This is a genomic window from Methylomonas sp. DH-1, assembly GCF_046097555.1.
GTDB classification, from domain to species: domain Bacteria; phylum Pseudomonadota; class Gammaproteobacteria; order Methylococcales; family Methylomonadaceae; genus Methylomonas; species Methylomonas koyamae.
In genome coordinates, this window is sequence record NZ_CP143089.1 from 2,623,874 (window position 1) to 2,648,246 (window position 24,373).

Consider the following 24,373-nt stretch of genomic DNA (forward strand, 5'->3'; position numbering starts at 1 on the left):
GCGGCATGTTTAATTTGCACCGGGCCGGCGCGCTAAAGCATTGCAGCGCCGCCGAGATTCGGCGTAACATCGGCCGCAATGCCATCCCAGCGAGGCTAAACCAAATGCTGCAAAAACGACTGATCGCACTGTTGCTGTTGTTGATCTTGTTGCCGACGTTCGCCACCGGCTGGATGGCTTACCGCTTCGCCATCGACAATATGCGCGGCAATCGCCTCGACGCTATCGGCCGCGTAGCGGAAAGCCGGCGCGAACAATTGGCCATGGTGTTACGCCGCGCCGATAACCGCGCCGATGCCTTCATGGCCGAAGTGCTGGCGAAATGCCTGGCCGGCGCCGGGCTGGACCGGAATTGCGCCAGCGGCGCCGTCAACGATTTCCTGCACGGCGAAGGCGCTACCGGTGCCTGGTTATTCCTTAGCGATCGGGCCGAAACGCTGGCGGTCGGCAATCCGCCGCTGCCGATTGCCGATTTGGCCGAGTTCCGCCGCGGCCAAATCGCCGGCCTGATCCCGTCCCAGCCCGAACGCCCCGGCTATTTTTATGCTATCGCCCGCGAACCGGACCAACCCTGGCGCTTGGCGGTGTTTTACCCGATTGCGCCGATCCAGGCCTTATTCGGTTCTCACCCGGACTTAGGCCGCTCCGGCGAAAACCTGCTGGCCGACCAACACGGGAATTTCGTGCCGCCGGCCCGCGGCCATATCGAGCCCTCCCCCAGCCAACCGTTGCGCGCCTGCCTAGCCGGAGAAAATGTACAGGGTTCGGATAAGGATTACCGCGGCCGGCCGGTGATTTACGGCTACCGCCATGTCGCCGAAATCGGCGGCTGTATTTTGGCGCAGATTGAGCAGGATGAAGCGTTGGCGCCAATCCAAAGCCTGGAGCACAACATGCTGTTGGTGGTATCGGCTTTCGTGGTATTGACCGGCTTTGCCTCGCATCTGCTGGCCAAGCGCATCGTCGGGCCGATCGCGCGGCTGACCTGTACCGCGCGCCGGATTCGCGACGGCGACTTCAGTCTGCGGGCCGAGGTGGCCGGGCGCGACGAAATCGCCGAACTGGCCAGTTCCTTTAACCATATGACCGACGCACTGGCCGACGCCCAGCATAACCTGGAGGCGAAAATCGCCGAGCGCACCCGGGAACTGCGCACCAGCGAAGAGCGTTACATCCTGGCCGAGCGCGCAGTCAACGACGGCATCTGGGACTGGAACATCCTGACCCACGAATATTACCTGTCGCCGCGCTGGAATAAGATTCTCGGTTACGCCGCAGGCGAACTGCCGAACGTGGAGACGATTTTCTTCGAATTGATCCATCCCGACGACAAGGCCCGAGCCAGCGAGACCTTTGCCCGCCACTTGGAACATAACGAACGCTATACCACCGAATTGCGCCTGCGCCACCGCGACGGCAGTTACCGCTGGGTATTGGACCGGGGCGAGGCCTTGCGCGACGAAACCGGACGCCCGGTACGCATGGTCGGTTCGATCACCGATATCACCGAGCGCAAAGCGGCGGAAGCGGAATTGCTGGAATATCGCGAACATCTGGAACAACTGGTGGCGATGGCCACCACCGAAGTCAAAGCCATCGTCCAAACCGCGGTCAACGGCGTGGTATCCATCGACAGCAGCGGCACCATCCATATGTTCAATCCGGCTGCCGAAAAGCTGTTCGGCTGGCGCAGCGAAGAAATCGTCGGCAAGAACGTTTCGTTGTTGATGCCGGAACCCGACGCCTCGGCCCACGACAGTTACATTCGCCGCTTTCTGGAAGGCCGGCAATCCAAAATCCTCGGTACCGAGCGGGAAGTAGTCGCGCAACGCAAGGACGGTAGCCGTTTCCCGGCCAGTTTGGCGGTCGGCCACGGCATCATTTCCGAAGGCCGCCACATTTTCGTCGGCTTTATTTCCGACATCACGCTGCAAAAACAGGCGGAACAGGAACTGCGCCAGGCCAAGGAAGCTGCCGAGGCCGCCGCCAAAGCCAAGGCCAATTTCCTGGCCAATATGAGCCACGAAATCCGCACGCCGATGAACACGGTGATCGGCTTCGCCGAGGTCGCGCTGCAGGACGCCAACTTGTCCAACGCCACCCGCAACCACATCAAAACCATCCTCAGCTCCGGCCGGCATTTGCTGAGCGTGATCAACGACATCCTCGATTTCTCCAAGATCGAGGCCGGCAAAATCGAGTTGGAAGCGGTCTGCTTCAACTTGCCGGTCGCGATTCAGGAAGCGCTGCAAATCATGAGTTTACGCGCTGCCGAAAAAGGATTGCGCATCGATCTGGCATTGGAAGCCGGCCTGCCCCGCCATTTTGTCGGCGACCCGAACCGGCTGCGGCAAGTGATCTTGAACCTGGTCGGCAATTCGGTCAAATTCACCGACGCCGGTTACATCGCGGTCAGCATCGGCCGGGCCGAACAGCCGGAAATGCTGCATTTCGCCATCGCCGACACCGGCATCGGCATGACCCCGGAACAAACCGAACGCATTTTCGAATCGTTTTCCCAAGCCGACGCCACCACCAGCCGCCGCTTCGGCGGCACCGGCCTCGGCACCACAATCAGCAAGCAAATCGTGGAAATGATGGGCGGGCGGATTTGGGTGGAAAGCCAGCTCGGCGTCGGCTCGGTATTCCATTTCACGGTGCGGTTACCGGAAGCGGTGGCCACCGACAATTGCCTGTACGAATCGGCCACGCCACGCAAACTGGCCTTTTACTCGCCGCGCCGGTTCAAGATTCTGTTGGCCGAGGATGTCGAAGCCAACGCCACACTGGCCAGCCTGCGCCTGGAACAGCAAGGCCACCGGGTACGCTGGGTCAAAAACGGCGCCGAAGCGGTCGCAGCCTTTCAAGAGTCCGACTTCGATTTAATTCTGATGGACCTGCAAATGCCGGTGATGGACGGCATCCAGGCCACCCGCCGCATCCGGGAACTGGAACAAGGCCGCGACCGGCGCATTCCGATATTGGCCCTGACCGCCAGCGTCCTCAACCACGAGCGCCAGGAATCGTTGGCGGCTGGCATCGATGCGATCGTCGGCAAACCGATCGACATCGACGAATTGCTGGCGCAGATGGAAAACCTGACGCCGGCCGGTTTCGGCATCGCCAACAACGGCGCAGCGCCGGTCGCCGCCAACGAAGTCAGCGTCGATTTCGCGCCGCTGGCCGAGGTTGCCGATTACCGCAAAGGCCTGAGCAATTGGCTGGACCCATTGATTTACGCCGACGCGCTACTCAATTTCGCCGCCCAACACGGCGCCGACGCCGACAAAATCCAGCGTAATCTGGCGAGCGGCGACAGCGAAGCCGCCAAGCGCGGCGCACACGCGCTGAAAGGCGTGGCCGGCAATCTGGCCTTGACCGACATCGCCGCGTTGGCCGCCGCCATCGACGCCGATCTGAAGAACGGCAGCCCCGAACTGGCCGCAACCCAACTCGACCGCCTGCGCGGCGCACTCGACCAAGCCGCGGCCGCGATCCGCCGGCTGGAATTGCCGGAGAAACCGCCGGTAGCCAGCGTGGAAGCCTTCGACGGCGAGCGCATCGCCGAACTGCTGCAACAACTGCTTCGCAATCTGGACACGCTGAATCCGGAAAAAGTCGAACCGGTATTGCAAGAGTTGGCGCCTTATCTGGCCGGCACCGAATTGAAAGCCATCCGCTACGAACTGGACAGTTTCGATTTCGACGGCGCCAAGGCCGAAGCCAGGCGGCTACAAGCCAAACTTGCCGATGCCGCGGGAGGAGAACAACCATGAAAGACAGTTACAAACTGCTGCTGGTCGACGACGAACCGAACAATCTGAAGGTGTTGCAGCAAATCCTGAAAGACCGCTACGAACTGATTTTTGCGATCAACGGCGAAAAAGCCCTGGCCGCCGCCCACGACCACGGCCCGGACCTGATTTTGCTGGACATCATGATGCCGGATATGGACGGTTACCAAGTCTGCACTCGCCTGAAAGCCGATGCCGCGACGGCGAAGATTCCGGTTATTTTTGTCACGGCGATGGGCGAAACCGAGAACGAGGCCTACGGCTTCGACGTCGGCGCCGTCGATTACATTCAAAAGCCGGTGTCCGGCCCTATCGTGCTACGCCGGGTGCAAACCCACTTGTCGCTGGTCCGGGTCGAAGAATTGGACGATCTGGCTCGGGCCGCAATCGAAATGCTCGGGGCCGCCGGCCATTACAACGATCCCTACACCGGCGACCACATTTGGCGCATGGCGGCGTATTCGGCGGCACTGGCCGGCGCCGCCGGCTGGAGTCCGGCGCAAGTTGAGATGATAAAGTTAGCGGCGCCGACCCACGACACCGGCAAGATCGGCATTCCCCATGCAATTTTAAAAGCGGCAACCGGTTTGGCCGGCCGCGATTGGGACATCATGAAATCGCATTCGCAAATCGGCTACGACATTCTGAGCAAGACCGACAATCCGGTATTCAAAATGGCCGCCGAAATTGCCCTCTACCACCACGAACGTTGGGACGGCGGCGGCTACCCGGCCGGCTTGGCCGGCACGGCCATTCCCGAATCGGCCCGCATCGTCGCGATTGCCGACGTATTCGACGCATTGAGCAGCAAGCGGCCTTACAAAGAATCGTGGCCGTTACAGACGGTGTTGGACACGATGCGCAGCGGTGCCGGCAGCCATTTCGATCCGCGCTTGCTGGAATTGTTCATGGACATCATGCCGGAAATATTGGAGTTGAAGGCCCAGTTCGCAGCTTGAACCGCCAGCGCATCAGAGCAGCAACGGCGCGTTAGCGATTTCGTTGGGGTTGGCCTTAATCCCGGCCGGGAAATGTTGTTGCAATTGCTCGGTAATCGCTGCGATACCGCCGAGTACGCCGGGCTCGAAATCGCCGCGGCGGAACTGGTTTTCCATATCGCGGCAAATCCGTTGCCAGCCCGCCTCCCCGACTTTGCCGTGGATGCCGCGGTCGGCGACGATTTCCACCCGGCGGTCGGCCAGCAACAGGTAGATCAACACACCGCTGTTGTGCTCGGTATCCCATATCCGATTCAGCGCGAAGATTTCCAGGGCTCTATCGCGCGCCGTCGTCGCGCGCAGCAAATCGCCGATATCGAGTGCGCCCTCGACGGCAAAACGCACTTCGCCCAGATGCGACTGCTCGCTGGCCGCGATTGCCGCTTCGATGGCGCCCAGGCTACGCTGCGGAAACGCCCGCTTCACACTCCAAGGGCCGCTGAAAACGTGTTTTAAAAACCGAAGCATAGCCATAGCGTCTACCACCGCCCGGAGGCACCGCCGCCGCCGAACCCGCCGCCGCCACCGGAAAAACCGCCGCCTCCGCCGCCGAATCCGTCGAAGCCGCCGCCGCGATAACCGCCGCGGCGGCCACGGTTGTCGCTTAATGAAATTACAAACGCCATGAATGCCAGCAATAACGCCAGCAGCACGCCGCCACCAAGCAGCCAGACCGCGGCGCCGACCGCGCCGCCGGTGGCCAGGCCGCCGAGAACTTTACCGAATATGGCCCGTAGCAGGCCGCCGACGAAGATCGCTGCGATGAACAGATGCGGCAAATACTGGCTGAGACGCTCGCCGGCCGGCCCTGACTGCACCGCCGGCAACGGCTCGCCTTGAATCAAACCGATCAGGCTGTCCACCCCGGCGTTAACGCCGCCGGCAAAGTCGCCTTGGCGAAATTTTGGGATCATGATGTCTTCGATGATGCGTTTGGCCAACGCATCCGGCACCACGCCTTCCAAACCGTAACCGACCTCGATGCGCGTGGTGCGGTCGTCTTTTGCCACTAACAACAGAATGCCGTCGTCGACGCCCTTGCGGCCCAATCGCCATTGCTCGACCACCCGGATCGAATACTGGGCGATGTCTTCCGGCTGAGTACTGGCCACGATCAATACCGCGATCTGGCTGCCCTTTTCCGCTTCGAATCCGGCCAACTTCTGCTCCAACGCCGTTTGCTGTGCCGGAGTCAGGGCTGCCACCGTATCGGTGACGCGCCGGCTCAAATCCGGAATCGGCGCCTGCTGTGCCGCCGCTGGACCGATCAGGGCAAGAAAGACCAGCATCCAGGCCAGGCACGGTCGCCGCAGAACAAGGCAGTCGCGCATGGTTATTTGCCGAAATCGACGGCCGGTGCGCTGGAAATCGCTTTCTCGTTTTCGACGCTAAACGACGGTTTGGTTTTGTAGCCGAACAGCATCGCCGTCAGATTGCTCGGAAACGAGCGCACCGTGACGTTGTATTCTTTGATTGCGGCGATGTAACGGTTACGGGCCACGGTGATCCGGTTTTCGGTACCTTCCAGTTGCGCCTGCAAATCGCGGAAATTGGCGTCGGCTTTCAAATTCGGATAGTTTTCCGAAACCACCAGCAACCTGGACAGCGCCGAACTCAATTCGCCCTGCGCCGCCTGAAATTTGGCAAACGCCTGTTCGTCGTTAACCAATTCCGGGCTGGCCTGAATCGCGCCGACTTTGGCGCGGGACGCCGTCACCGCCTCCAGTACCTCTTTTTCGTGGCCGGCATAGCCTTTGACCGTATTGACCAGATTAGGCACCAGATCGGCCCGGCGCTGGTATTGGTTCAATACCTCCGCCCAACTGGCATTGATCTGCTCGTCCTGGCTCTGAAAGGTGTTGTAACCGCAACCCGACAATTGCAGCGACAACAACAGAAAAAAAACCGATAACCATTTTTGCATTGTTTACTCCTGATAGAACGGCAAAGCCACGCCAGCATAACACGCCGCTGCCGTGGGCTGCGGCCGGATCATGTTAAACGGGTCGGGCTTATTTGGATTGCTTAAAATCAAGGAAAAGGCGTGATGCCGGCCAGACGGCTAACAGGTTGCGAGATAGAAAATCGCCTCGCCGCCCCGAGGTAGCTTCGCTTCGAAGCCGGCAACAGCGGCCGACTATGCGCCGATACTATTTAATTGTGATGGGTTCTATCCGGCACAATCAAGCCATCTTCCATATACAACACATGATCCATCCGCGCCGCCAGATCGGGGTCGTGGGTGACCACCAGGAAACTGACCTGCAATTCCCGATTCAATTCCAACATCAGTTGGTAAATCTGCTCGGCGGTTTTGCTGTCCAGATTGCCGGTCGGTTCGTCGGCCAGAACGCATTTGGGTTTGTTGATCAAAGCCCGCGCCACCGCGGCGCGCTGGCGTTCGCCGCCGGACAGCTCGCCGGGCTTGTGTTGCATTCTATGGCCCAAGCCGACCCGTTTTAATAATTCGGCGGCTTGTTGTTGCGCCGATTTAATCGGCTGATTACCGATCAATAACGGCATCGCCACGTTTTCCAGGATCGTGAATTCGCCTAGCAGATGGTGAAATTGGTAGATGAAACCGAGCGAGCGGTTGCGCAATTGGCTCAATTTGGCGGCACCGATTTGGTTCAAATCCGCGCCGTCCAAAATCACCGTGCCGGAACTGGACTTGTCCAAACCGCCCAACAGGTGCAGCAAGGTACTCTTGCCGGAACCGGAGGCGCCCATGATGGCGACGCGCTGGCCGGCGTGTATGGTTAAATCGACGCCTTTCAACACTTCGACGTTCAGATCGCCCTGCTCGTAACGCTTGGTAAGCTGCCGGCATTGCAACACGACGTTATTATTCATAGCGCAACACCTCGGCCGGATTGACCCGTGCCGCCTGCCAGGCCGGATACAAGGTTGCCAACAATGACAACAGGAAGGCGACGCCGGCAATCCAGTACACGTCGTTCCAGATCAATTTGGAGGGGACCTCGCTAATGTAGTACACGTCGGCCGACATGAATTGCACGCCGAAGGTTTTTTCGATGGCCGGGACGATGGTTTCTACATTCAGAGCCAATAACACGCCGCCGACCGTGCCGAACAAGGTGCCGATGCTGCCGATGATGCAACCCAAGACAATGAAAATGCCCATCACCGAAGCGTTAGATAGTCCCTGGGTTTTCAGAATGGCAATATCGCCGCGTTTGTCGGTGACCACCATGACCAGCGTCGAGACGATGTTGAATGCCGCCACTGCAACGATCAACAACAAAATGATGAACATCGCCCGCTTCTCGGTTTGTACCGCTCGGAAGAAATTGCTGTGGGCCTTGGTCCAATCGCTGACGCGGTACTCGTCGCCCAAGGCGTCGGCCAGGCTTTGCGTAATCATCGGTGCGTTGAACAAATCGTCCAATTTGAGCCGCAGGCCGGATGCCGCTTGCTCCAAACGGAACAGTTTGCCGGCGTCGTCCAGGTGCATCAGTGCCATGTTGCGGTCGTATTCGTACATGCCGACTTTGAATACGCCGACTACGGTAAAACGCTTCATGCGCGGCAGAATACCGGCCGGCGTGGAGTTGATTTGCGGCGTAATGATAGTGACCTTGTCGCCGATCATTACGCCCAGATAACTGGCCAGCTCGGCGCCCAGCACGATGCCGAACTCGCCCGGCAGCAGATCGTTAAGGTTGCCGAACATCATTTTGTCGGCAACTTCAGAGACTTTCGCTTCCTGCTCCGGCAGGATGCCTTGCAACAAGGTACCGCTGACTTGGCGGTCGGCGTTGATCATGACCTGGCCGTGGATGAAGGGCGCCGCACCCAGCACGTGCGGCATTTCGCGAGTGCGTTGTTCCAAGGCCCGCCAATCGTCCAACTGGCCGTAGCGGCCCGTCACGGTACTGTGCGCCGTCATGCCCAGAATCCGCTCGCGCAATTCGGCTTCGAAACCGTTCATGACCGACAGCACGGTGATCAAGGCGGTAACGCCCAAGGCAATCCCCAGCACCGAAGTTAGCGTGATAAAAGAAATGAATTGGGTGCGCTTTTTGGCACGGGTATAGCGTAACCCGATATACAGGATGAGAGGTTTGAACATGCTGAAAGAGTTAGGGGCTTTTGCAGGCGGCGCAGTAGCCGTATAGATATAAGCTGTGGTCGGTCAAGGTATAACCCAGCCGGTTGGCGATCTCCGATTGGCGCTTTTCGATTACTTCGTCGGTGAATTCGTCGACCCTGCCGCACTTCATGCACACGACATGGTCGTGATGGCCGCCGCTGTTCAGTTCGAAAATCGAGTTACCGCCCTCGAAGTGGTGGCGATTGACCAGACCGGCGGCTTCGAATTGGGTCAACACCCGGTAAACGGTCGCCAGACCGATTTCTTCGCCTTCGGCCAACAGAATCTTATAGACTTTCTCTGCGGACAGATGCCTGTCGTCCTGTTGTTTTTCCAGAATCTCCAAGATTTTGACCCTGGGCAGAGTGACTTTTAAGCCAGCGTTACGCAAATCCTGAGTTTCCATCGCCTGTCCTCGTAAATCCAACCATCCCGGCATTGTATCGTTTTTTGCACCGAGCCGCAGGCCGAATTGTGGGATAATGCACGCCCGTTTGTCGCAGGACCTCCAACAATCGTCATGAAAAAATCGTCTCTTCTGCTCGCGGCTGCCACCGGATTGGGCTTATGCGCCTGCAGCACCGTGCTGAATAATCTGCCGGGCGTTTATACGCTGGACATCGAACAAGGCAACATCATCGACCAAAGCATGGTGAACCAGCTCAGGCCGAACATGACCAAACGCCAGGTGCTGTACATCATGGGATCGCCGATGCTGACCGACGCCTTTCATGAGAAACGCTGGGATTACCTGTATTCGGAACAGCCCGGCGGCGACAACCGCATGCAAAAACGCATCTCTTTGTTCTTCGAAGGCGACAACCTGATTGGCGTGCAAGGCGACTTCCGGCCCAGTTCGCTACCGGTGGCCAAGGAATCCACCGAAACCAGCGTCGACGTGCCTAAACGCGATCTGGACCGTTCGATGTGGGAAAAAATTACCGGCCTGTTCGGTGACGAACCCGATCCAATGGCGCGGAGAACGGTAAAAGACGCCAAAGATGCCAGCCCGTCGGCGGAGAAAGGCAAAGAATTAGTCGAAGACGGCGGCGAACCGCAGTAAACCGCGATATATAGCGGCGGTTTTACAATAACAACGCGTCGGCAATCGCGACGAAATTGTCGGCAGCATCGATCAGTGCTGCAGCCGTCAAACTGCGCACACCGTAGACATCGCACGGCAGACCGTAGTCTCGTTTCAATTTGTGCAGAAGAATGGCGAAATCGCCGTCGCCCGATAACAGCACCACCCTATCCACCTGCCCGGCAAAATCCAACACGTCTATCGTGATGCCGACATCCCAATCGCCCTTGGTGCTGCCGTCGCGGCGCTGGATATACGGCTTCAGCTTTACCGTGAAGCCAATCGTTTTCAGGATATTTTGAAAACCTTGCTGCTTGCTGTCGCCGCGGTCTATCGCATAGGCAAAGGCCGCCACTACTTGCCTATTGGTAGTGGCATGGCGCCAAAAAGCCGTGTAGTCGAAGTGTTTTTGGTAGCGCTCCCGCGTCGTGTAGTACACATTCTGCACGTCGGCAAAAATCGCCACCCGCTCCATCGGCTTATTTCAAAAACGAGCAGCAATAGTCGCTGGCCGTTTTAACTTTCATGGTGAATGTGGCATTGCCAGGAACATTGAACGATTCGCCGCCGGCGACCGATTGCCAAACATCGCTGCCGGGCAATTGCACGTCCAACTCGCCGGACAAAATCTCCATCAACTCCGGGTCGGCGGTATTGAAGGTGTATTCGCCGGGCTGCATGAAGCCCAAAGTTTTGGTAGAACCATCGGCAAAGCGAATGGTGCGGCTGTTGACTTTGCCGTCGAAGTAAACGTTGGCTTGTTTGACGATGGTGACGTTGTTGAACTCTGACATGTTCCTGCAGGGGCTGGTTAAAAAGGAGCGCAATCATAGCAGATCGTCCCGTTTGCGCAGAATAAAAAGCCGGGGAGCGCCGGGCTTGTCGAACTGGCTCAACAGCAGTTCGGTTTTGAACTGACCCGGATCGATACTGCACAACCATTCCGCTAACCGCTCGGTTTCTTCGTCGCCGCCGGCGTGGCCCGGATAAGCCAGTACCGTGATGACTCCGGATTCGGCCAGCACTTGACAGGCTGCCGCCAATGCTCTGAGGGTGGAATCTGCGCGAGTCATTACGGTTTTGTCGGCACCGGGCAGATAGCCCAGATTGAACATGACTGCGGCAACCTTACCCTGGACCTGTTCGGGCAAGACCTCGAGCATATCGGCGTGGCTGGCCAAACGTAACGTTACCCGCCGCTGCAGGTCGTTGGCCAACAGTTTTTGGTAGCTACTGACCAAGGCCCGGTGCTGCACGTCGAAACCGTAAACATGACCGGCCGGACCGACAGATTCGGCCAAAAACACCGTATCGTAACCGTTGCCCAGCGTCGCATCGACGGCAATGTCGCCTGGCCGCAGACAGGATTTAACGGCAAGCTGAGCCGCGTTAACCAGAGAAATGCGAGGCATAGTATCGCCTTATATCGCACGCTGGCGGCAACGGCATACGCTGTTGTAGGTAATCGGCAAAACGCGCCGCATACCAGGGAATCAGCAGACTGCCTTTGGCACCGAAACCGTTGAATATATAGAGGCCGGAATACCGAGGATGCCGGCCTATCAGCGGCTCCTTGTCCAGCGTCGCCGGCCGGATGCCTGCCTGGTGCCGGATCACCCGAATTCCGCCCAGATCAGGCACGATTGCATGCAAATCCGCCAGCAAAGACTTTTCGGAGGCGGGTTCGGGATCAAGATTTAAAGTTAGCGGATCGAAGGTTGCTCCGGTTTTGAATGTATCGACAGTTAGCGGCAGCAACCAATGCCCGTAATTCAAGATCTGGCTAGGCAAAGGCGTTTGGCTGGTGCAAGTCAAAATCACGCCCTTCGCAGGTTGAAACGGCAAGCGGCCGAACCAGGGATTGCCCTGCGCCAAGTAGCCTTCGCAGAATACGATCTGTTTGGGCTTGATGTCGTGCCAGCGCAAATCCGGCTCCAGGCACATAGCGGCGTAATCGAATTCGGCCTGCCGGTAAGCGCCGCTTGCGAGCAGCCAGGCTCGCAAGGCATCGAGCAAGGCTTCAGTTTTCAGATAGCCGGTCTGCAACTGGCGCAGAATGCCAAACGGCGCCACTACCCCATGGCCGCCGATATCGGTGGTTTGCAAATATTCGGCGTATTCGGCTTGCTGCAGACGGCGTTCGGCTTGTTGTTTCTGTGCCGGGCCGGACAGAATTTTCCACATCGGACGTTCGACGAAGAACTGGTCGCCGAAAAAGCGCGCCAATCGGCCATAGCAGTGCCGGGCTGCCGGCAACAAGCCGGCGATGTTAGGCTGTAACACCAGCCGCCGGCCGCTGACCGGATTGACCAGACCCGCCGCAACCCGCGACGCATTACAAAGCTCATTGTCGACCACACACACGGCCAAGCCTCTGCCAGCCAATTCCCAGGCCAAAAGACTGCCGGCGAGTCCCTGGCCGACGATCAAAACATCGATTTCCATCGACTACTTGGCTTGCAATGCTTCCCCGTCGAATTGGATGCCGGCCCAACCGTCGCGCATGAAATTACGGATGTTTTGGTGATCAGTACCATCCGGATTGCCCAGTACATCTTGCCGGTAATAATCGCCAAACAAGGCTAAGGCTTGTTCCGCCGACAAGTTGTGTATCTTGGCAAATGCGAAAATTCGGCACGAACCCTCGTTCTGCCCGGCCTCATTCACCAGACACGGCTCCAAACCGTTACTGAACCGGGTTGGCCGATAATGGTAATTTTTCGCAATTACGTCCATGGCCTCTTTAAAATCAATAGCTTGTTTATTTTTTAACTTATCGAGAAAATCAGTCAACGATATTGGTATATTCATAAAATTCCCATATTATTCGCCTTGTTACAGCCATAACCGCACAAAACGACTCAATTAGAGGTTATAATTCCGACCGAGGCCTTGTTGCTCGGCACCACCCTTAGCAACAGTCAGGATTGTCTTATTATTGTTATATTCCGTGCCTACCATCTGGCCGGTCTGAACGACCGATCAGTCCAAACGGATTCCAACCTCAATAACATCATAAAGGGATACATTTTGAAACAGATAATTACACTTTTATCTTTCTGCCTGTTTTTCCCGGTCGCTACGCTAGCCGAGCCCGATCCAACATCCCAGTCCCCACAAGCGGAACCCAGCCCATCGCCCACCTCCCCGGCACCGGGCGTAACCATCGAACAAACCAATTACGCCTCGTACCAGTTGTCGCCGGGCGATGCACTGGAAATCACGGTCTGGAAGGAAGAAGGCCTGCAACAGTTGCAGATTTTGATCTCGCCGGACGGTACCATCATCTTTCCGTTGATCGGCACAGTCGGTGCGGCGGGTAAAACCATCACCGAGCTCAAAGATAATCTGACGACCCGATTGTCGGACTACATCGCCGATCCGTCAGTCAGCGTTAAGTTACTCAACAACCAAGGCAATTCGGTATTCGTGATCGGCAAGGTCAACAAACCCGGCCAAGTATTTTCCGGTCGGCGGCTCGATGTATTGCAAGCGCTGAGCTTAGCCGGCGGCCTGACGGTATTCGCCAAGGAAGGGTCGATCAGCATCATTCGCCGCTCCGGCGACCAAGTCAAAGTCTTTCCGTTCGATTACGACGACGTGATTAACGGGGAAGATTTAGAACAGAATATTCTGCTGGAACCAGGGGATACGGTAACCGTACCCTAAATGGAACTAGATAGGTATTACTATCTATGAAGATTAAAACGGATTTTTTGTTACCGGCCTTGGTTTTGTGCTCTGGTAACAGCTACGCGCTGGACCTTTTATTCGAACCCGATTTCAGTTTTAAAGAACGCTACGACGATAACTTGCGTTTGCAACCAGATCCAATTAGAGATAACTGGGTAAGCACTCTATCTCCCGCCCTTACATCTGGTTACATCTCCGAAAACAACGACCTGACAACTAAATTCAGATGGAATGAGTTGATTTATCACGGAGAGTCCTCACTCAATTTTTCCGAGAAGCTAGCTAACTTAAACCATCAGTTTAGACACGAACTTTTTAAAACGGATTTCGGGGCGAGTTATTTAGAACAATCTTCTTTAAGCACGCAGTTAGACGAAACAGGATCCGGCAATCTCAGAACTCAAGTTCCTCGAATTTCAAAGTCTTTGTCCCCTAGTTTTACTTATTTCCTGACCGAGAAGAATTCGTTACAGTTAAGTTATAACTTAACTGACGTAAAATTTGATAGACCAGAAAATATAGCAAGCAGCAACGCATTCTCCGATTACAAAAACCAGCAATTTAGCGCAATTGCTACTCATGCTTACAGCCAACGACTATCATTTAATTTGATTGGCAGTTATTCAAAGTTTGACTCCATTAGCGATATAAGTGGATTTGGTACCGTAAGAAAAGTCGCAGGTTTTGACGTTATTCCATTTCTATCAAAAGGAACAACAACTTACAACCAAAATTCGGCTACATTAAATTATCAGGCTGGGTTACAGTATGCATTCAGCGAACAACTACAATTATCATTCTCCGCGGGCATTCGTAATACCGATACAGAAACAGTTGGTCATACAATTTTTAACAATCCACTTTTTCAATCAACCGAATTCAGTCAAAACAGTAGAACCAGTGGACACGTATTCTCTGCTAACCTAACCCAAAAGAGTGAATGGGGCAGCATAAATTTAAACGCAGGACAGCAATTAAACCCGGCAAGCTCCGGAACTCAGCAAACATCGACAACATTTTCGGCAGCAGCCAATTACAATTTGAGCGAACGCTGGTCGACCGGTATAAACGCCAATTATTTAATCGCCGAAACAGTATCGACTTTCGGAGATATTAGCTCAAGTAACAATCGCACTTATGCCGCAATATCGCCTAATATCCGCTGGCAATGGACTCCAGAGATTAATCTGGATTTCTCTTATTCTTATCGCCAACAATACTTTGAATCCAACAACCAAACCGCAATCGGCAATAGCGTGCAATTTCAGTTCTCATACCAACCTCAAATCAATCGTCAGGTGAAATAGCGTGGAAAATCATACCCTCGACATCAAGGATTATCTGAAGATCATTAAGCGGCGCAGAAAATTTTTATATATCCCTTTTTTGCTGATTGCTCTTATCAGTCTTTTATTGGCTGTGTTATTACCGTCAATTTTCCGCTCCACCTCCACCATTTTGATTGAAGCTCAGGAAATTCCCTCGGAATTAGTTCGCTCCACGGTCACCACATTCGCCGACCAACGAATTCAGGTCATCAGCCAGCGAATCATGACCCGACCAAATCTGACTGAAATCATCAAAAAGTACGATCTCTACGCCGATGACCGTAAGAAGAAAACAGAGGAGGTAATTCTGGAAAAAATGCGTAAGAGCATCAAGGTTGAAACCATCAGCGCTGATGTCGCTGATCATCGCAGCGGCGCAGCGGCCCAAGCGACGATTGCGTTCACCTTAACATTCGACGACAAATCACCGGCATTGGCTCAGAAAGTTGCAAACGAATTAACCTCGTTGTTTTTGAAAGAAAACATCAAATCCAGAACCGAATCAGCGGAAAATGCAGCATTATTTTTGAGCGAAGAATCCAAGCGCCTTAAAGCCAAAATTCAGGAAATTCAGAACAGCCTCGCGACGTTCAAGGAACGCAACCTGAACCAACTACCGCAAATCAGCGCTCTTAACCAGCAGGAGTTGACATCACTTAGCAATCAGCTGCTGTCACTGGATAGCCAGGAACGTTCTTTAAATGATAGGCGTTTTTATTTGGAAGGCGAATTAGCTCAGATCGACCCCAACGCAATGGCAAGTAATGCCGCAGGCAATCGGGTTTTCGATATGAAAGACCGCCTAAAAGAACTGCAATCGCAGTATCCATCGGTACTATCCAGCCATTCGCCGAATCATCCTGACGTAATTAAGATAAAGCGAGAAATCGAGTCTTTACAAAAAGAAATTGGTTCAAACTCCGATATTAACGCTATGAACGCGGAATTGACCGACAAAAAAGCCGAACTAGCATTGCTATTAAAACAATATTCGGAAAAACATCCAGACATACAAAAATTGCAAAAACAAATTTCGGCTCTTCAGCAGAGTTTGGTCGATGCCAAGCAGAGCGAATATACCAACACAACTTTGCAACCTGACAACCCTGCTTTTATTACGCTAAAATCCCAACTCGATTCCGTTAAAACCGAAATCGAATCTCTGAATTACACTCGCGGCCAAATTAAAGCGAAAATGGAAGAATTGCGTAACAGCTTGCGCCAAGCACCGTTGGTCGAAAAGGAATACACCGACTTGTTGCAGGAATTAGATAATACGAATATTCGATATCGCGAAGTTAGCGCTCGAGAAATGGAAGCGCAAATATCCCAGCAATTAGAAATGGAAAGAAAGGGAGAACGCTTTACTCTGATCGATCCTCCTCAAGAGCCTTTGGAACCGGTTAGTCCGAACCGAATCGCAATACTTATTTTGGGCTTGCTGGTCGCTGTCTGCACCGGCTTTGGAGCAGTGGCACTGGCCGAAATCTTTGACCCCACCATAAACGGCCCGAAGGCTGTTACGGCTATCCTAGGAATGGAACCGCTAGCAGCGATCCCTTATTTGGAAAGCGAAACGGAAAATAAAGCCCAAAGTAACAGGCGAAAACTATTACTCATAGGCTGCGTAGCCGCTGGATTGTTGGCCGCTATTTTGTTTCATATGATCATCATGCCGTTGGACGTATTCTGGTACAAACTATTGCGCGTGATAGGCAACCAATAAGGCCAAGGACTTTAGCTATGAACTCAATTCAAAATACTGCGGCAACCGCTACTGAAAACGTCCGTTTCGACGACAAAGTCAACATCGCCTATACCCAAACCCGGATCCATAAACCGGAACAGAGCCTACTTAAGCAAAACCGAATTCTTTGCTCCGATTCGCCAAGCAAATGGCTGGAATCTTACCGGATGTTGCGAACCCGCTGCATGCAACAAATGGATGCGATGGAATGGAAAACCGTTGCCATCACCAGCACCAGCGGCGGCTCGGGCAATAGCTTGACCGCAGTCAACCTGGCGATCAGCGTGGCGATGGAATTGGACAGAACCGCATTATTGGTCGATGCCAATCTGCGCAATCCGAGTATAGACCGCTTATTCGGCATCAAAACCGACGCCGGCCTCAGCGATTATTTGTTGAACGATAAGGAAATCAGCTCGATGCTAGTCAATCCCGGCGTAGAGCGGCTAGTGGTACTTCCCGCAGGCAACCCCCTGTTCAATGCCACTGAAATGCTACGCTCGCCGAAGATGGTCAGACTGGTCAACGAATTGAAGAGCCGTTATCCGTCGCGGATTATCATTTTCGATATGCCGCCGATCCTGTCGCACGACGACACGCTGGGCTTCTCGCCGTATGTGGATTGCGTGCTGCTGGTAGTGGAAGAAGGCCACACCAAAACCGACGAACTGAAGAACGCCGCATCGTTGTTGAAAGATACTAACGTTTTGGGAGCGGTATTCAACAAGGCCACCGACAATAAAATCGGCTTTAACGAAGCGGTCTAAAAGCCGTTTGACAGCCCCGTAACCCAGCAGCCACTTTACACTTAGAAAGCCGGACTACCTAAAACAGGTAGTCCGGCTTTTTTATTGGCCCATCACGCGACTTGCTTGGCTTTGTCTTGATAGCTATCAATTTTATCGAAGTTCAGATAGCGGTAGGTATCCGCGCTGGTTTGTTCGATACTAGCCGCGTATTGCATGTACTCGGCAAGCGTCGGAATCTTACCCAATAACGAGCATACCGCCGCCAATTCCGCCGAGGACAGATAGACGTTGGCGCCATTGCCCAAGCGGTTGGGGAAGTTGCGGGTCGAAGTCGATACCACCGTCGAGCCTTCCGCCACCCTCGCCTGATTACCCATGCATAGCGAGCAGCCCGGCATTTCGGTGCGGGCGCCGACCTTGCCGAAGGTGCCATAGTAGCCTTCCTCGACCAATTGATTTTGGTCCATCTTGGTCGGCGGCGCCACCCATAAACGGGTCGGCAGGTCTTTAGCTTTTTCCAGCAATTTGCCGGCAGCGCGGAAGTGGCCGATGTTGGTCATGCAGGAACCGATGAAGACTTCGTCGATCTTGGTGCCGGCGACTTCGGATAACGGCTTGATGTCGTCCGGGTCGTTCGGGCAAGCTAAAAGCGGCTCGGTGATTTCGTTCAAATCGATTTCGATAATCTCCGCATATTCGGCGTCCTTGTCCGCTTCCATCAATACCGGATTAGCCAGCCAATCCTGCATAGCCTTGATCCGGCGTTGAATGGTTCGGGCATCGCCATAGCCTTCGGCAATCATCCATTTCAGCAAGGTGATGTTGGAGTTCAGATACTCGCGGATCGGCGCTTCGTTTAACTTGATCGTGCAACCGCCGGCGGAACGTTCGGCCGAGGCGTCCGATAACTCGAACGCTTGCTCGACTTTTAAATCCGGCAAACCTTCAATCTCCAGAATCCGCCCGGAAAACACGTTCTTCTTGCCCTGCTTGGCGACGGTCAACGAGCCGCTTTTCAGAGCCGCATAAGGAATCGCGTTGACCAAATCGCGCAAGGTAATACCCGACTGCATTTGGCCTTTGAAGCGCACCAGCACCGATTCCGGCATGTCCAGCGGCATCACGCCGGTCGCCGCGGCAAAGGCCACTAGGCCGGAACCGGCCGGGAAGGAAATGCCGATCGGAAAACGGGTGTGCGAATCGCCGCCGGTGCCGACAGTATCCGGCAACAGCATCCGGTTCAGCCAGGAGTGAATCACGCCGTCGCCAGGCCGCAGCGACACGCCGCCACGAGTCATGATGAAATCCGGCAGGGTATGCTGCATCTGCACGTCGACCGGCTTGGGATAAGCGGCGGTATGGCAGAACGATTGCATCACCAAATCCGCAGAGAAGCCTAAGCAAGCCAGGTCTTTCAGCTCGTCGCGGGTCATAGGTCCGGTGGTGTCTTGCGAGCCGACCGTAGTCATTTTCGGTTCGCAATAGCTGCCCGGACGCACGCCGGCCACGCCGCAAGCCTTGCCGACGATTTTCTGCGCCAGCGTATAGCCCTTTCCAGTATCGGCGGCTTCGCCCAAGCGGCGGAATACGCTCGACGCCGGCAAGCCCAGGGCTTGACGAGCCTTGTCAGTCAAGCCGCGACCAATGATCAGCGGAATCCGGCCGCCGGCGCGGACTTCGTCCAGAATCACGTCGGTTTTCAGTTTGAATTCGCAGACCACCTCATCGCTGCCGTGACGCTTGACCACGCCTTGATACGGATAAATGTCGATCACGTCGCCCATCGCCATATTAGTCACATCGCACTCAATCGGCAGCGCGCCGGAGTCTTCCATGGTATTGAAGAAAATCGGCGCGATCTTGCCGCCGATACAGACCCCGCCGGCGCGTTTGTTGGGGATGTACGGAATGTCGTCGCCCATGAACCACAGCACCGAGTTGGTCGCGGATTTGCGTGAGGAGCCGGTGCCGACCACGTCGCCGACATAGGCGACTGGAAAGCCTTTAGCGTTTAACTCGTTGATTTGCTGTTCGGCATTAGTAATGCCGTCGCGCGGCATTTTCAGCATCGCTTTGGCGTGCAACGGAATATCCGGCCGCGACCAGGCGTCCGGCGCCGGCGACAGGTCGTCGGTGTTGGTTTCGCCGGTCACTTTGAATACCGTCACGGTGAGTTTTTCCGGCACTTCCGAGCGGCTGGTAAACCATTCCGCATCGGCCCAGGATTGCAGCACTTGTTTGGCGTAAGCGTTACCGGCTTGAGCTTTTTCCTGAACGTCGTGGAACGCATCGAAGATCAGCAAAATTTGCGACAGCGCTTTCGCAGCAATCGGCGCCAATGCGGAATTGTCCAGCAATTCGATCAACGGCGCGACGTTGTAGCCGCCGAGCATGGTGCCCAGCAATTCGGTGGCTTTTTCCGGGGTAATCAACGGCGACGTCGCCTCGCCTTTGGCAATGGCGGTCAGAAAGCCGGCTTTGACGTAAGCCGCTTCGTCGACACCAGCCGGAATCCTGTTTTCCAGCAAGTCGATTAAAAAACCTTCCTCGCCCACCGGCGGGTTTTTCAACAGTTCGACCAGCGCCGCGACTTGCTCGGCATCCAGCGGTTTAGGAACGATGCCTTCGGCAGCGCGTTCGGCGACGTGTTTTCGGTATTGTTCTAGCATGATGTTTTCCAGTGAAAATTATTGGGCTTGGGACGCGTGGTCTGCGGCGGCTTGTTCGGCGATAAAAGTGCGCATGTCGTCGTTATCGACCCGCTGATAAATCTCGTCGACATCCAGGGTTAAATCCACCGATTCGAAGCGAGCTTGATCGCCGAGAAAGTAATGATTGGATACCCAGCCTTCCCTACGCCGGCAAATCTCGACATCGACGATGTCTTGTTCGATCAGCACATATTCCAACAGGCTGGGAATGGTTTGGTATAGCCGGCGTTTGATGGTTTCGTCGCGGCGGCGGGTGGATTTGGACAATATTTCGACGACCAATACCGGCGCTTCGGCATAATAGTCGTGGGTCGAGGTATCGTCGCACACCACCATCGCATCCGGATAAAACAGGTATTGGCCAACTTTGACTTTTACGTCGGAGGAAAACGGTTCGCAGGGCTTGCCTTGTAAATGATTGCCCAACAGGCGAGCCAAATTCATCTTAATCCGCTCATGATTCTTACTGGCGCCAGACATAGCCACGACTTCACCGTCGTCATACTCGTGCTTTATGTCGCTCAGCAATTCCGCCGCCAGATAATCCTCGATGGACATCCAGGGCTTATCGAATCTAGGTTGCGCACTCATAACCGCCTCCGCCGCTGGTTAATCACTCCATCGCGTCGACGATGGCCTGACCCATTTCCTTGGTGCCGTATTGACTGGCCGGATTCAAATCCGGCGTCACGTAAACGCCTTCGTTGACGACTTTCTCGATGGCTTTTTGCATCCGCACCGCCGCCTCGTGTTCGCCGAGATGGTTCAGCATCATCACGCCCGCCATCATCACTGCGGTCGGATTGGCAATATTTTTGCCGGCAATGTCCGGCGCGCTGCCGTGAACCGCTTCGAACAAGGCCGCGTCTTCGCCTATGTTGGCGCCGGGAATTAGCCCCAAGCCGCCGACCAAGCCGGCGGTCAAATCGGACAGAATATCGCCGAACATGTTGGTGGTGACCACTACGTCGAATTGCTCAGGCTTCATCACCATGTGCATGCACGCCGCATCGACGATTTTTTCGTCGAACTCGATTTGGGGATATTTCGCCGCCACTTCGCGAGCAGTTTTCAGGAACAAGCCTTGCGTGTATTTCAGGATGTTGGCTTTATGGCAGACAGTGACTTTCTTGCGCTCGTTGTCGATGGCATATTTGAAGGCGTATTCGACGATACGCTCGGAGCCGGCCTTGGTGACCACGGCCAAACTCTCGGCGATGTCCTTGGCCGGGGTCAGATAATGTTCCAGGCCGACGTATAAGCCTTCGGTGTTTTCGCGGACGATGACGATATCGACATCGTCGTAACGGGTCTTGACGCCATTCCAGCTCTTCGCCGGACGCACGTTGGCATACAGGTCGTATTGTTTGCGCAGTTCCACATTGATACTTCTGAAGCCCTCGCCGACCATTGTCGTCAACGGGCCTTTGAATGCCACCCGGGTCTGGGCGATCGATTCCATCGTCGCATCGGGTAAAGGCGTGCCGGTCCGCTCGTAAGCCGACATGCCGGCGTCGGCTTCATGCCAGTGAATTTTCGCGCCGGAGGCGTTAATCACCGCTACCGCGGCTTCCATAATCGAAGGGCCGATACCATCACCTTTGATCAACGTGACGTTGTGCATTCATATCTCCTGCTTTTGTTTAAAAATGGTGCTCATGATACACCGTTTCGGTGCGCCGGCCCATGCGGGCGGCATGCCCCCGAACGGCCGGCAATCCTGGATTCCTTATCCTCGGCCGACGCGGCGGCTATGCACTCCCAAAGTCATTAGCAAATCTCGTACCGACACACTACTGCAAGGCATTTTGACCGGCGCGGCTTTAGCAGCCAAGCTTTTGCCGGCAATTACCGGTATCATCCGTTTCAACTTCACCGCCACGGTATTGCCGATGATCGCAGTCGATAATCTGATTTTCGAATACCCCGGCGTGCGCGCTTTAGACCGAGCCAGCTTTACGATTCCGCAAGGCCGCGTCACAGCCTTGGTCGGCCCGAACGGCGCCGGCAAAACCACGTTGCTGCGCTGCATGGCAGCCTTGGAGCAACCCGTCAGCGGGCGCATTGAAATTGGCGGGATCGACGTGCTGGAACAACCGCGCGCCTGCCACCGCATCATCGGCTATTTATCGGACTTTTTCGGCCTCTACCAACGCCTGACCGTGCGCCAATGCCTGCACTACGTCGCCCGCGCCCAAGGCATCGCCGCAGCGGATTGCCCGGCCGCAATCGCCGATGTGGCTCGCAGCCTGCAGATCGAAGACCGCCTGGACCAATACCCCGGCGAATTATCGCGCGGTTTGCGGCAACGGCTAGCCATCGCTCAAGCCATCATCCACAAACCGGCGGTAGTGCTGTTGGACGAACCGGCCTCGGGCCTAGATCCCGAAGCCCGTCACCAACTGGCCGAGCTGTTTCTGCAATTGCAGCGCCAAGGCATGACCTTGGTAGTGTCGTCGCACATCCTGGCCGAACTGGAAGCTTACAGCAGCGACATGCTGGTGCTGCGCCAAGGCCGCATCGTCGAGCATGCCGCTCTCAACGCTCCGGCGCAACACAAACCGTTCCGCCTGCAGTTAGCCGCCGCAATACCGCAACTAGCCGACATCTTGCGTAAACTACCGGGGCTGGAACTGGTGCGAACCGATCAGGACCGCCTTGCCATCGTTAACCTGGAAAGCGAGGGCCTCAGCCAACATCGGGCGCTAAAAGCGTTGCTGGATGCCGGCCTGCCGGTGTGCGAATTCGCTCCCGCCGCGGTCAATCTGCAAGACGCTTATCTGCAAACCCTGGATAAGCAGCCATGAACCCGAACCCGGAATTCGAACGCCAACTACTGCTGGAATGCCCTGCGGCCCGCCTCGGCTCGGCTACTGCGATACTCGGCGCCATCTTCGCGCTCTGCTATTTTCTGGACGATTACCGCTTCGGCTCGATCAGCGCCGGCGCCGCGCTGAGCCTGTTCTGGCTGATTACGCTACTATGGGGCGCCCGCCAGAGCCTGGACAGTATCGTCGACGAATACCGCGACCGCACTTGGGATACGCAACGCTTGTCGGCTTTGGGTCCGTGGCAAATGGCCTGGGGCAAACTGTTGGGCAGCACCAGCATGGTCTGGTACTGCGCCGGCTTATGCTTGGCGATATACACGCTCGCCGCCGGCCCCGGCACCGACCTGCTCCACTTTTATATTTATGCCGTTGCCGGTGCGTTGTTGGTGCAAAGTGCCGCCCTATTGCTTGGCCTGCTGGCGGTAAGGCGCGGCCAAACCAAGACCGGATCCATTCTGCTACCGGCCCTGATCGGCTTTGCTGTGGTTGCGCCGCAGTTAGGCGATATAGCGGAAATGGCCAGCCTTAGCGGCGGGCCTTCGCCGCGGATTTTTTGGTACGCCTGGGCGCTAAACCAGCGCGATTTTGTCCAATTCAGCCTGTTCTGCGCCGTGTTCTGGTGCATGGCCGCCAATTACCGGCTCCTGGCGCAAGCCCTGGGGCTACGTAAGCCGCCGTCGGCTTGGCTCGGCTTCATCGTATTTCTGATTGTCTATCTAGGCGGACTGCTACCGTCCGGCAGCTATGCGTTGGCGACCGCCGGATTCGGCGTTTGCGGCGGCTTGACTTATCTCGGCCTCGTCGCCGAACCCCAGGAAGCGATGGGCATCAAACGCTTGCTGGACTATTACCGGCAACGCAATTGGCGGCGGGTGGCGGAAGAGTTACCGCTCAGTTGGCTGAGCTTTAGCCTGGCCGTACCGTTTGCGCTATACCTTAGCGTCAATCGAGTCCATTTCGCTTGGTTCGAACTGTCCTTGCATAGCTACCCGTTGGTTGCGCTATTGTTAATCTGGCGCGACTGCGCTATTTACGTTTACTTCTGCTACGGTAAAAATCCGCAACGCGCGTTGAACCTTACCTTGCTGGCCGCGGTGTTGCTCTACGGCGTGCTGCCCGGCCTGTTCGGCGCCTTGGGCATCAGTGGACTGTCCGCGTTATTTTTTCCGCTATGGGCCGATTCCGCGCTCGCCGCCCTGCTCTACGCCGTCCTGCAATGCGGCGCCGTTTTGTATCTGGTTCGCCAGCGTTGGCAGCACGCCGTGTAACCGATAGAACGGTTTCGCCTGTTAGAAATTACCTTGCCTAAACCGGTAATAGCCAT

The 24,373-nt window shown here is 55.6% G+C and carries 23 protein-coding genes; 9 read left to right on the forward strand and 14 right to left on the reverse strand.

What is annotated here, in order from left to right; genetic code table 11:
* Positions 1-5 precede the first annotated feature (5 nt).
* Together VXJ35_RS12025 and VXJ35_RS12030 are read left to right on the forward strand one after the other, a co-directional pair.
* Positions 6-3,776: a PAS domain S-box protein gene (locus VXJ35_RS12025; protein ID WP_064021734.1), complete on the forward strand. Its 3,771-nt coding sequence runs from the start codon at positions 6-8 to the stop codon at positions 3,774-3,776.
* Positions 3,773-4,753 (forward strand): HD domain-containing phosphohydrolase, encoded by a 981-nt coding sequence (locus VXJ35_RS12030; protein ID WP_064021735.1) that lies wholly within the window; start codon positions 3,773-3,775, stop codon positions 4,751-4,753. Before VXJ35_RS12025 ends, VXJ35_RS12030 begins: the two co-directional genes overlap by 4 nt.
* A gap of 12 nt (positions 4,754-4,765) precedes the next feature.
* On the opposite strand, the gene VXJ35_RS12035 is transcribed toward VXJ35_RS12030, so the two are convergent.
* The 6 genes from VXJ35_RS12035 to fur all read right to left on the reverse strand — a co-directional run bounded on the left by VXJ35_RS12035 (position 4,766) and on the right by fur (position 9,312).
* Positions 4,766-5,260 (reverse strand): TPM domain-containing protein, encoded by a 495-nt coding sequence (locus VXJ35_RS12035; protein WP_231914736.1) that lies wholly within the window; start codon positions 5,258-5,260, stop codon positions 4,766-4,768.
* Positions 5,261-5,271: 11 nt separating this feature from the next.
* Positions 5,272-6,123, reverse strand: coding sequence for a YgcG family protein (locus tag VXJ35_RS12040; protein WP_064021737.1), 852 nt, complete (start codon positions 6,121-6,123; stop codon positions 5,272-5,274).
* A 2-nt stretch (positions 6,124-6,125) separates the two neighbouring features.
* The gene (locus VXJ35_RS12045) at positions 6,126-6,716 is read right to left on the reverse strand and encodes a LemA family protein (protein WP_064021738.1); all 591 of its coding nucleotides are present in this window, start codon (positions 6,714-6,716) and stop codon (positions 6,126-6,128) included.
* Between the two features lie 230 nt (positions 6,717-6,946).
* Positions 6,947-7,645 carry a lipoprotein-releasing ABC transporter ATP-binding protein LolD gene (gene lolD, locus VXJ35_RS12050; RefSeq protein ID WP_054762215.1) on the reverse strand — a complete coding sequence of 233 codons (699 nt, stop codon included), beginning with the start codon at positions 7,643-7,645 and terminating at the stop codon, positions 6,947-6,949.
* Positions 7,638-8,885, reverse strand: a complete 1,248-nt coding sequence (locus tag VXJ35_RS12055) for a lipoprotein-releasing ABC transporter permease subunit (RefSeq protein WP_064021739.1) — start codon at positions 8,883-8,885, stop codon at positions 7,638-7,640. Before VXJ35_RS12055 ends, lolD begins: the two co-directional genes overlap by 8 nt.
* A 10-nt stretch (positions 8,886-8,895) precedes the next feature.
* Entirely contained in the window at positions 8,896-9,312 is a 417-nt protein-coding gene (gene fur, locus VXJ35_RS12060) for a ferric iron uptake transcriptional regulator (protein ID WP_064021740.1), read from the reverse strand.
* Positions 9,313-9,426: 114 nt separating this feature from the next.
* On the opposite strand from fur, the gene VXJ35_RS12065 reads away from it, so the two are divergent.
* A complete protein-coding gene (locus tag VXJ35_RS12065) occupies positions 9,427-9,969 on the forward strand; it encodes an outer membrane protein assembly factor BamE (RefSeq protein WP_064021741.1) in 543 nt (180 codons plus the stop codon).
* Between the two features lie 22 nt (positions 9,970-9,991).
* On the opposite strand, the gene VXJ35_RS12070 is transcribed toward VXJ35_RS12065, so the two are convergent.
* Genes VXJ35_RS12070 through VXJ35_RS12090 form a run of 5 tightly spaced genes read right to left on the reverse strand, consistent with a single transcriptional unit; the run spans position 9,992 to position 12,801 of the window.
* Positions 9,992-10,465, reverse strand: a complete 474-nt coding sequence (locus tag VXJ35_RS12070; protein WP_064021742.1) for an NYN domain-containing protein — start codon at positions 10,463-10,465, stop codon at positions 9,992-9,994.
* A 4-nt stretch (positions 10,466-10,469) separates the two neighbouring features.
* On the reverse strand, positions 10,470-10,784 hold the full coding sequence (locus VXJ35_RS12075; RefSeq protein ID WP_064021743.1) for a pyrimidine/purine nucleoside phosphorylase: 315 nt from the start codon (positions 10,782-10,784) through the stop codon (positions 10,470-10,472).
* Positions 10,785-10,817: 33 nt separating this feature from the next.
* Positions 10,818-11,402 carry a class I SAM-dependent methyltransferase gene (locus VXJ35_RS12080; protein WP_064021744.1) on the reverse strand — a complete coding sequence of 195 codons (585 nt, stop codon included), beginning with the start codon at positions 11,400-11,402 and terminating at the stop codon, positions 10,818-10,820.
* Positions 11,380-12,435 carry an FAD-binding oxidoreductase gene (locus tag VXJ35_RS12085; RefSeq protein WP_064021745.1) on the reverse strand — a complete coding sequence of 352 codons (1,056 nt, stop codon included), beginning with the start codon at positions 12,433-12,435 and terminating at the stop codon, positions 11,380-11,382. Before VXJ35_RS12085 ends, VXJ35_RS12080 begins: the two co-directional genes overlap by 23 nt.
* Before the next feature lie 3 nt (positions 12,436-12,438).
* Positions 12,439-12,801, reverse strand: a complete 363-nt coding sequence (locus VXJ35_RS12090; protein ID WP_331711071.1) for a HopJ type III effector protein — start codon at positions 12,799-12,801, stop codon at positions 12,439-12,441.
* Between the two features lie 219 nt (positions 12,802-13,020).
* Here VXJ35_RS12090 and VXJ35_RS12095 point away from each other — a divergent pair, with 219 nt between their 5' ends.
* The 4 genes from VXJ35_RS12095 to VXJ35_RS12110 are packed head-to-tail and all read left to right on the forward strand — an operon-like array spanning position 13,021 to position 17,525.
* Positions 13,021-13,659 carry a polysaccharide biosynthesis/export family protein gene (locus VXJ35_RS12095; RefSeq protein WP_231914737.1) on the forward strand — a complete coding sequence of 213 codons (639 nt, stop codon included), beginning with the start codon at positions 13,021-13,023 and terminating at the stop codon, positions 13,657-13,659.
* Between the two features lie 26 nt (positions 13,660-13,685).
* The gene (locus VXJ35_RS12100) at positions 13,686-14,990 is read left to right on the forward strand and encodes a hypothetical protein (RefSeq protein WP_064021746.1); all 1,305 of its coding nucleotides are present in this window, start codon (positions 13,686-13,688) and stop codon (positions 14,988-14,990) included.
* A gap of 1 nt (position 14,991) precedes the next feature.
* Positions 14,992-16,737: a lipopolysaccharide biosynthesis protein gene (locus VXJ35_RS12105; RefSeq protein WP_064021747.1), complete on the forward strand. Its 1,746-nt coding sequence runs from the start codon at positions 14,992-14,994 to the stop codon at positions 16,735-16,737.
* 17 nt (positions 16,738-16,754) lie between these two features.
* Positions 16,755-17,525 (forward strand): CpsD/CapB family tyrosine-protein kinase, encoded by a 771-nt coding sequence (locus VXJ35_RS12110; RefSeq protein ID WP_064021748.1) that lies wholly within the window; start codon positions 16,755-16,757, stop codon positions 17,523-17,525.
* Positions 17,526-17,617: 92 nt separating this feature from the next.
* On the opposite strand, the gene acnB is transcribed toward VXJ35_RS12110, so the two are convergent.
* Genes acnB through VXJ35_RS12125 form a run of 3 tightly spaced genes read right to left on the reverse strand, consistent with a single transcriptional unit; the run spans position 17,618 to position 21,842 of the window.
* On the reverse strand, positions 17,618-20,176 hold the full coding sequence (gene acnB, locus VXJ35_RS12115) for a bifunctional aconitate hydratase 2/2-methylisocitrate dehydratase (RefSeq protein WP_064021749.1): 2,559 nt from the start codon (positions 20,174-20,176) through the stop codon (positions 17,618-17,620).
* An 18-nt stretch (positions 20,177-20,194) separates the two neighbouring features.
* Positions 20,195-20,809: a Uma2 family endonuclease gene (locus VXJ35_RS12120; protein WP_064021750.1), complete on the reverse strand. Its 615-nt coding sequence runs from the start codon at positions 20,807-20,809 to the stop codon at positions 20,195-20,197.
* Positions 20,810-20,831: 22 nt separating this feature from the next.
* A complete protein-coding gene (locus VXJ35_RS12125) occupies positions 20,832-21,842 on the reverse strand; it encodes an isocitrate/isopropylmalate dehydrogenase family protein (RefSeq protein WP_064021751.1) in 1,011 nt (336 codons plus the stop codon).
* Between the two features lie 34 nt (positions 21,843-21,876).
* On the opposite strand from VXJ35_RS12125, the gene VXJ35_RS12130 reads away from it, so the two are divergent.
* Positions 21,877-23,025, forward strand: a complete 1,149-nt coding sequence (locus tag VXJ35_RS12130) for an ABC transporter ATP-binding protein (RefSeq protein ID WP_231914738.1) — start codon at positions 21,877-21,879, stop codon at positions 23,023-23,025.
* Positions 23,022-24,317, forward strand: coding sequence for a hypothetical protein (locus tag VXJ35_RS12135; RefSeq protein WP_064021752.1), 1,296 nt, complete (start codon positions 23,022-23,024; stop codon positions 24,315-24,317). Before VXJ35_RS12130 ends, VXJ35_RS12135 begins: the two co-directional genes overlap by 4 nt.
* Positions 24,318-24,373: the final 56 nt, after the last annotated feature.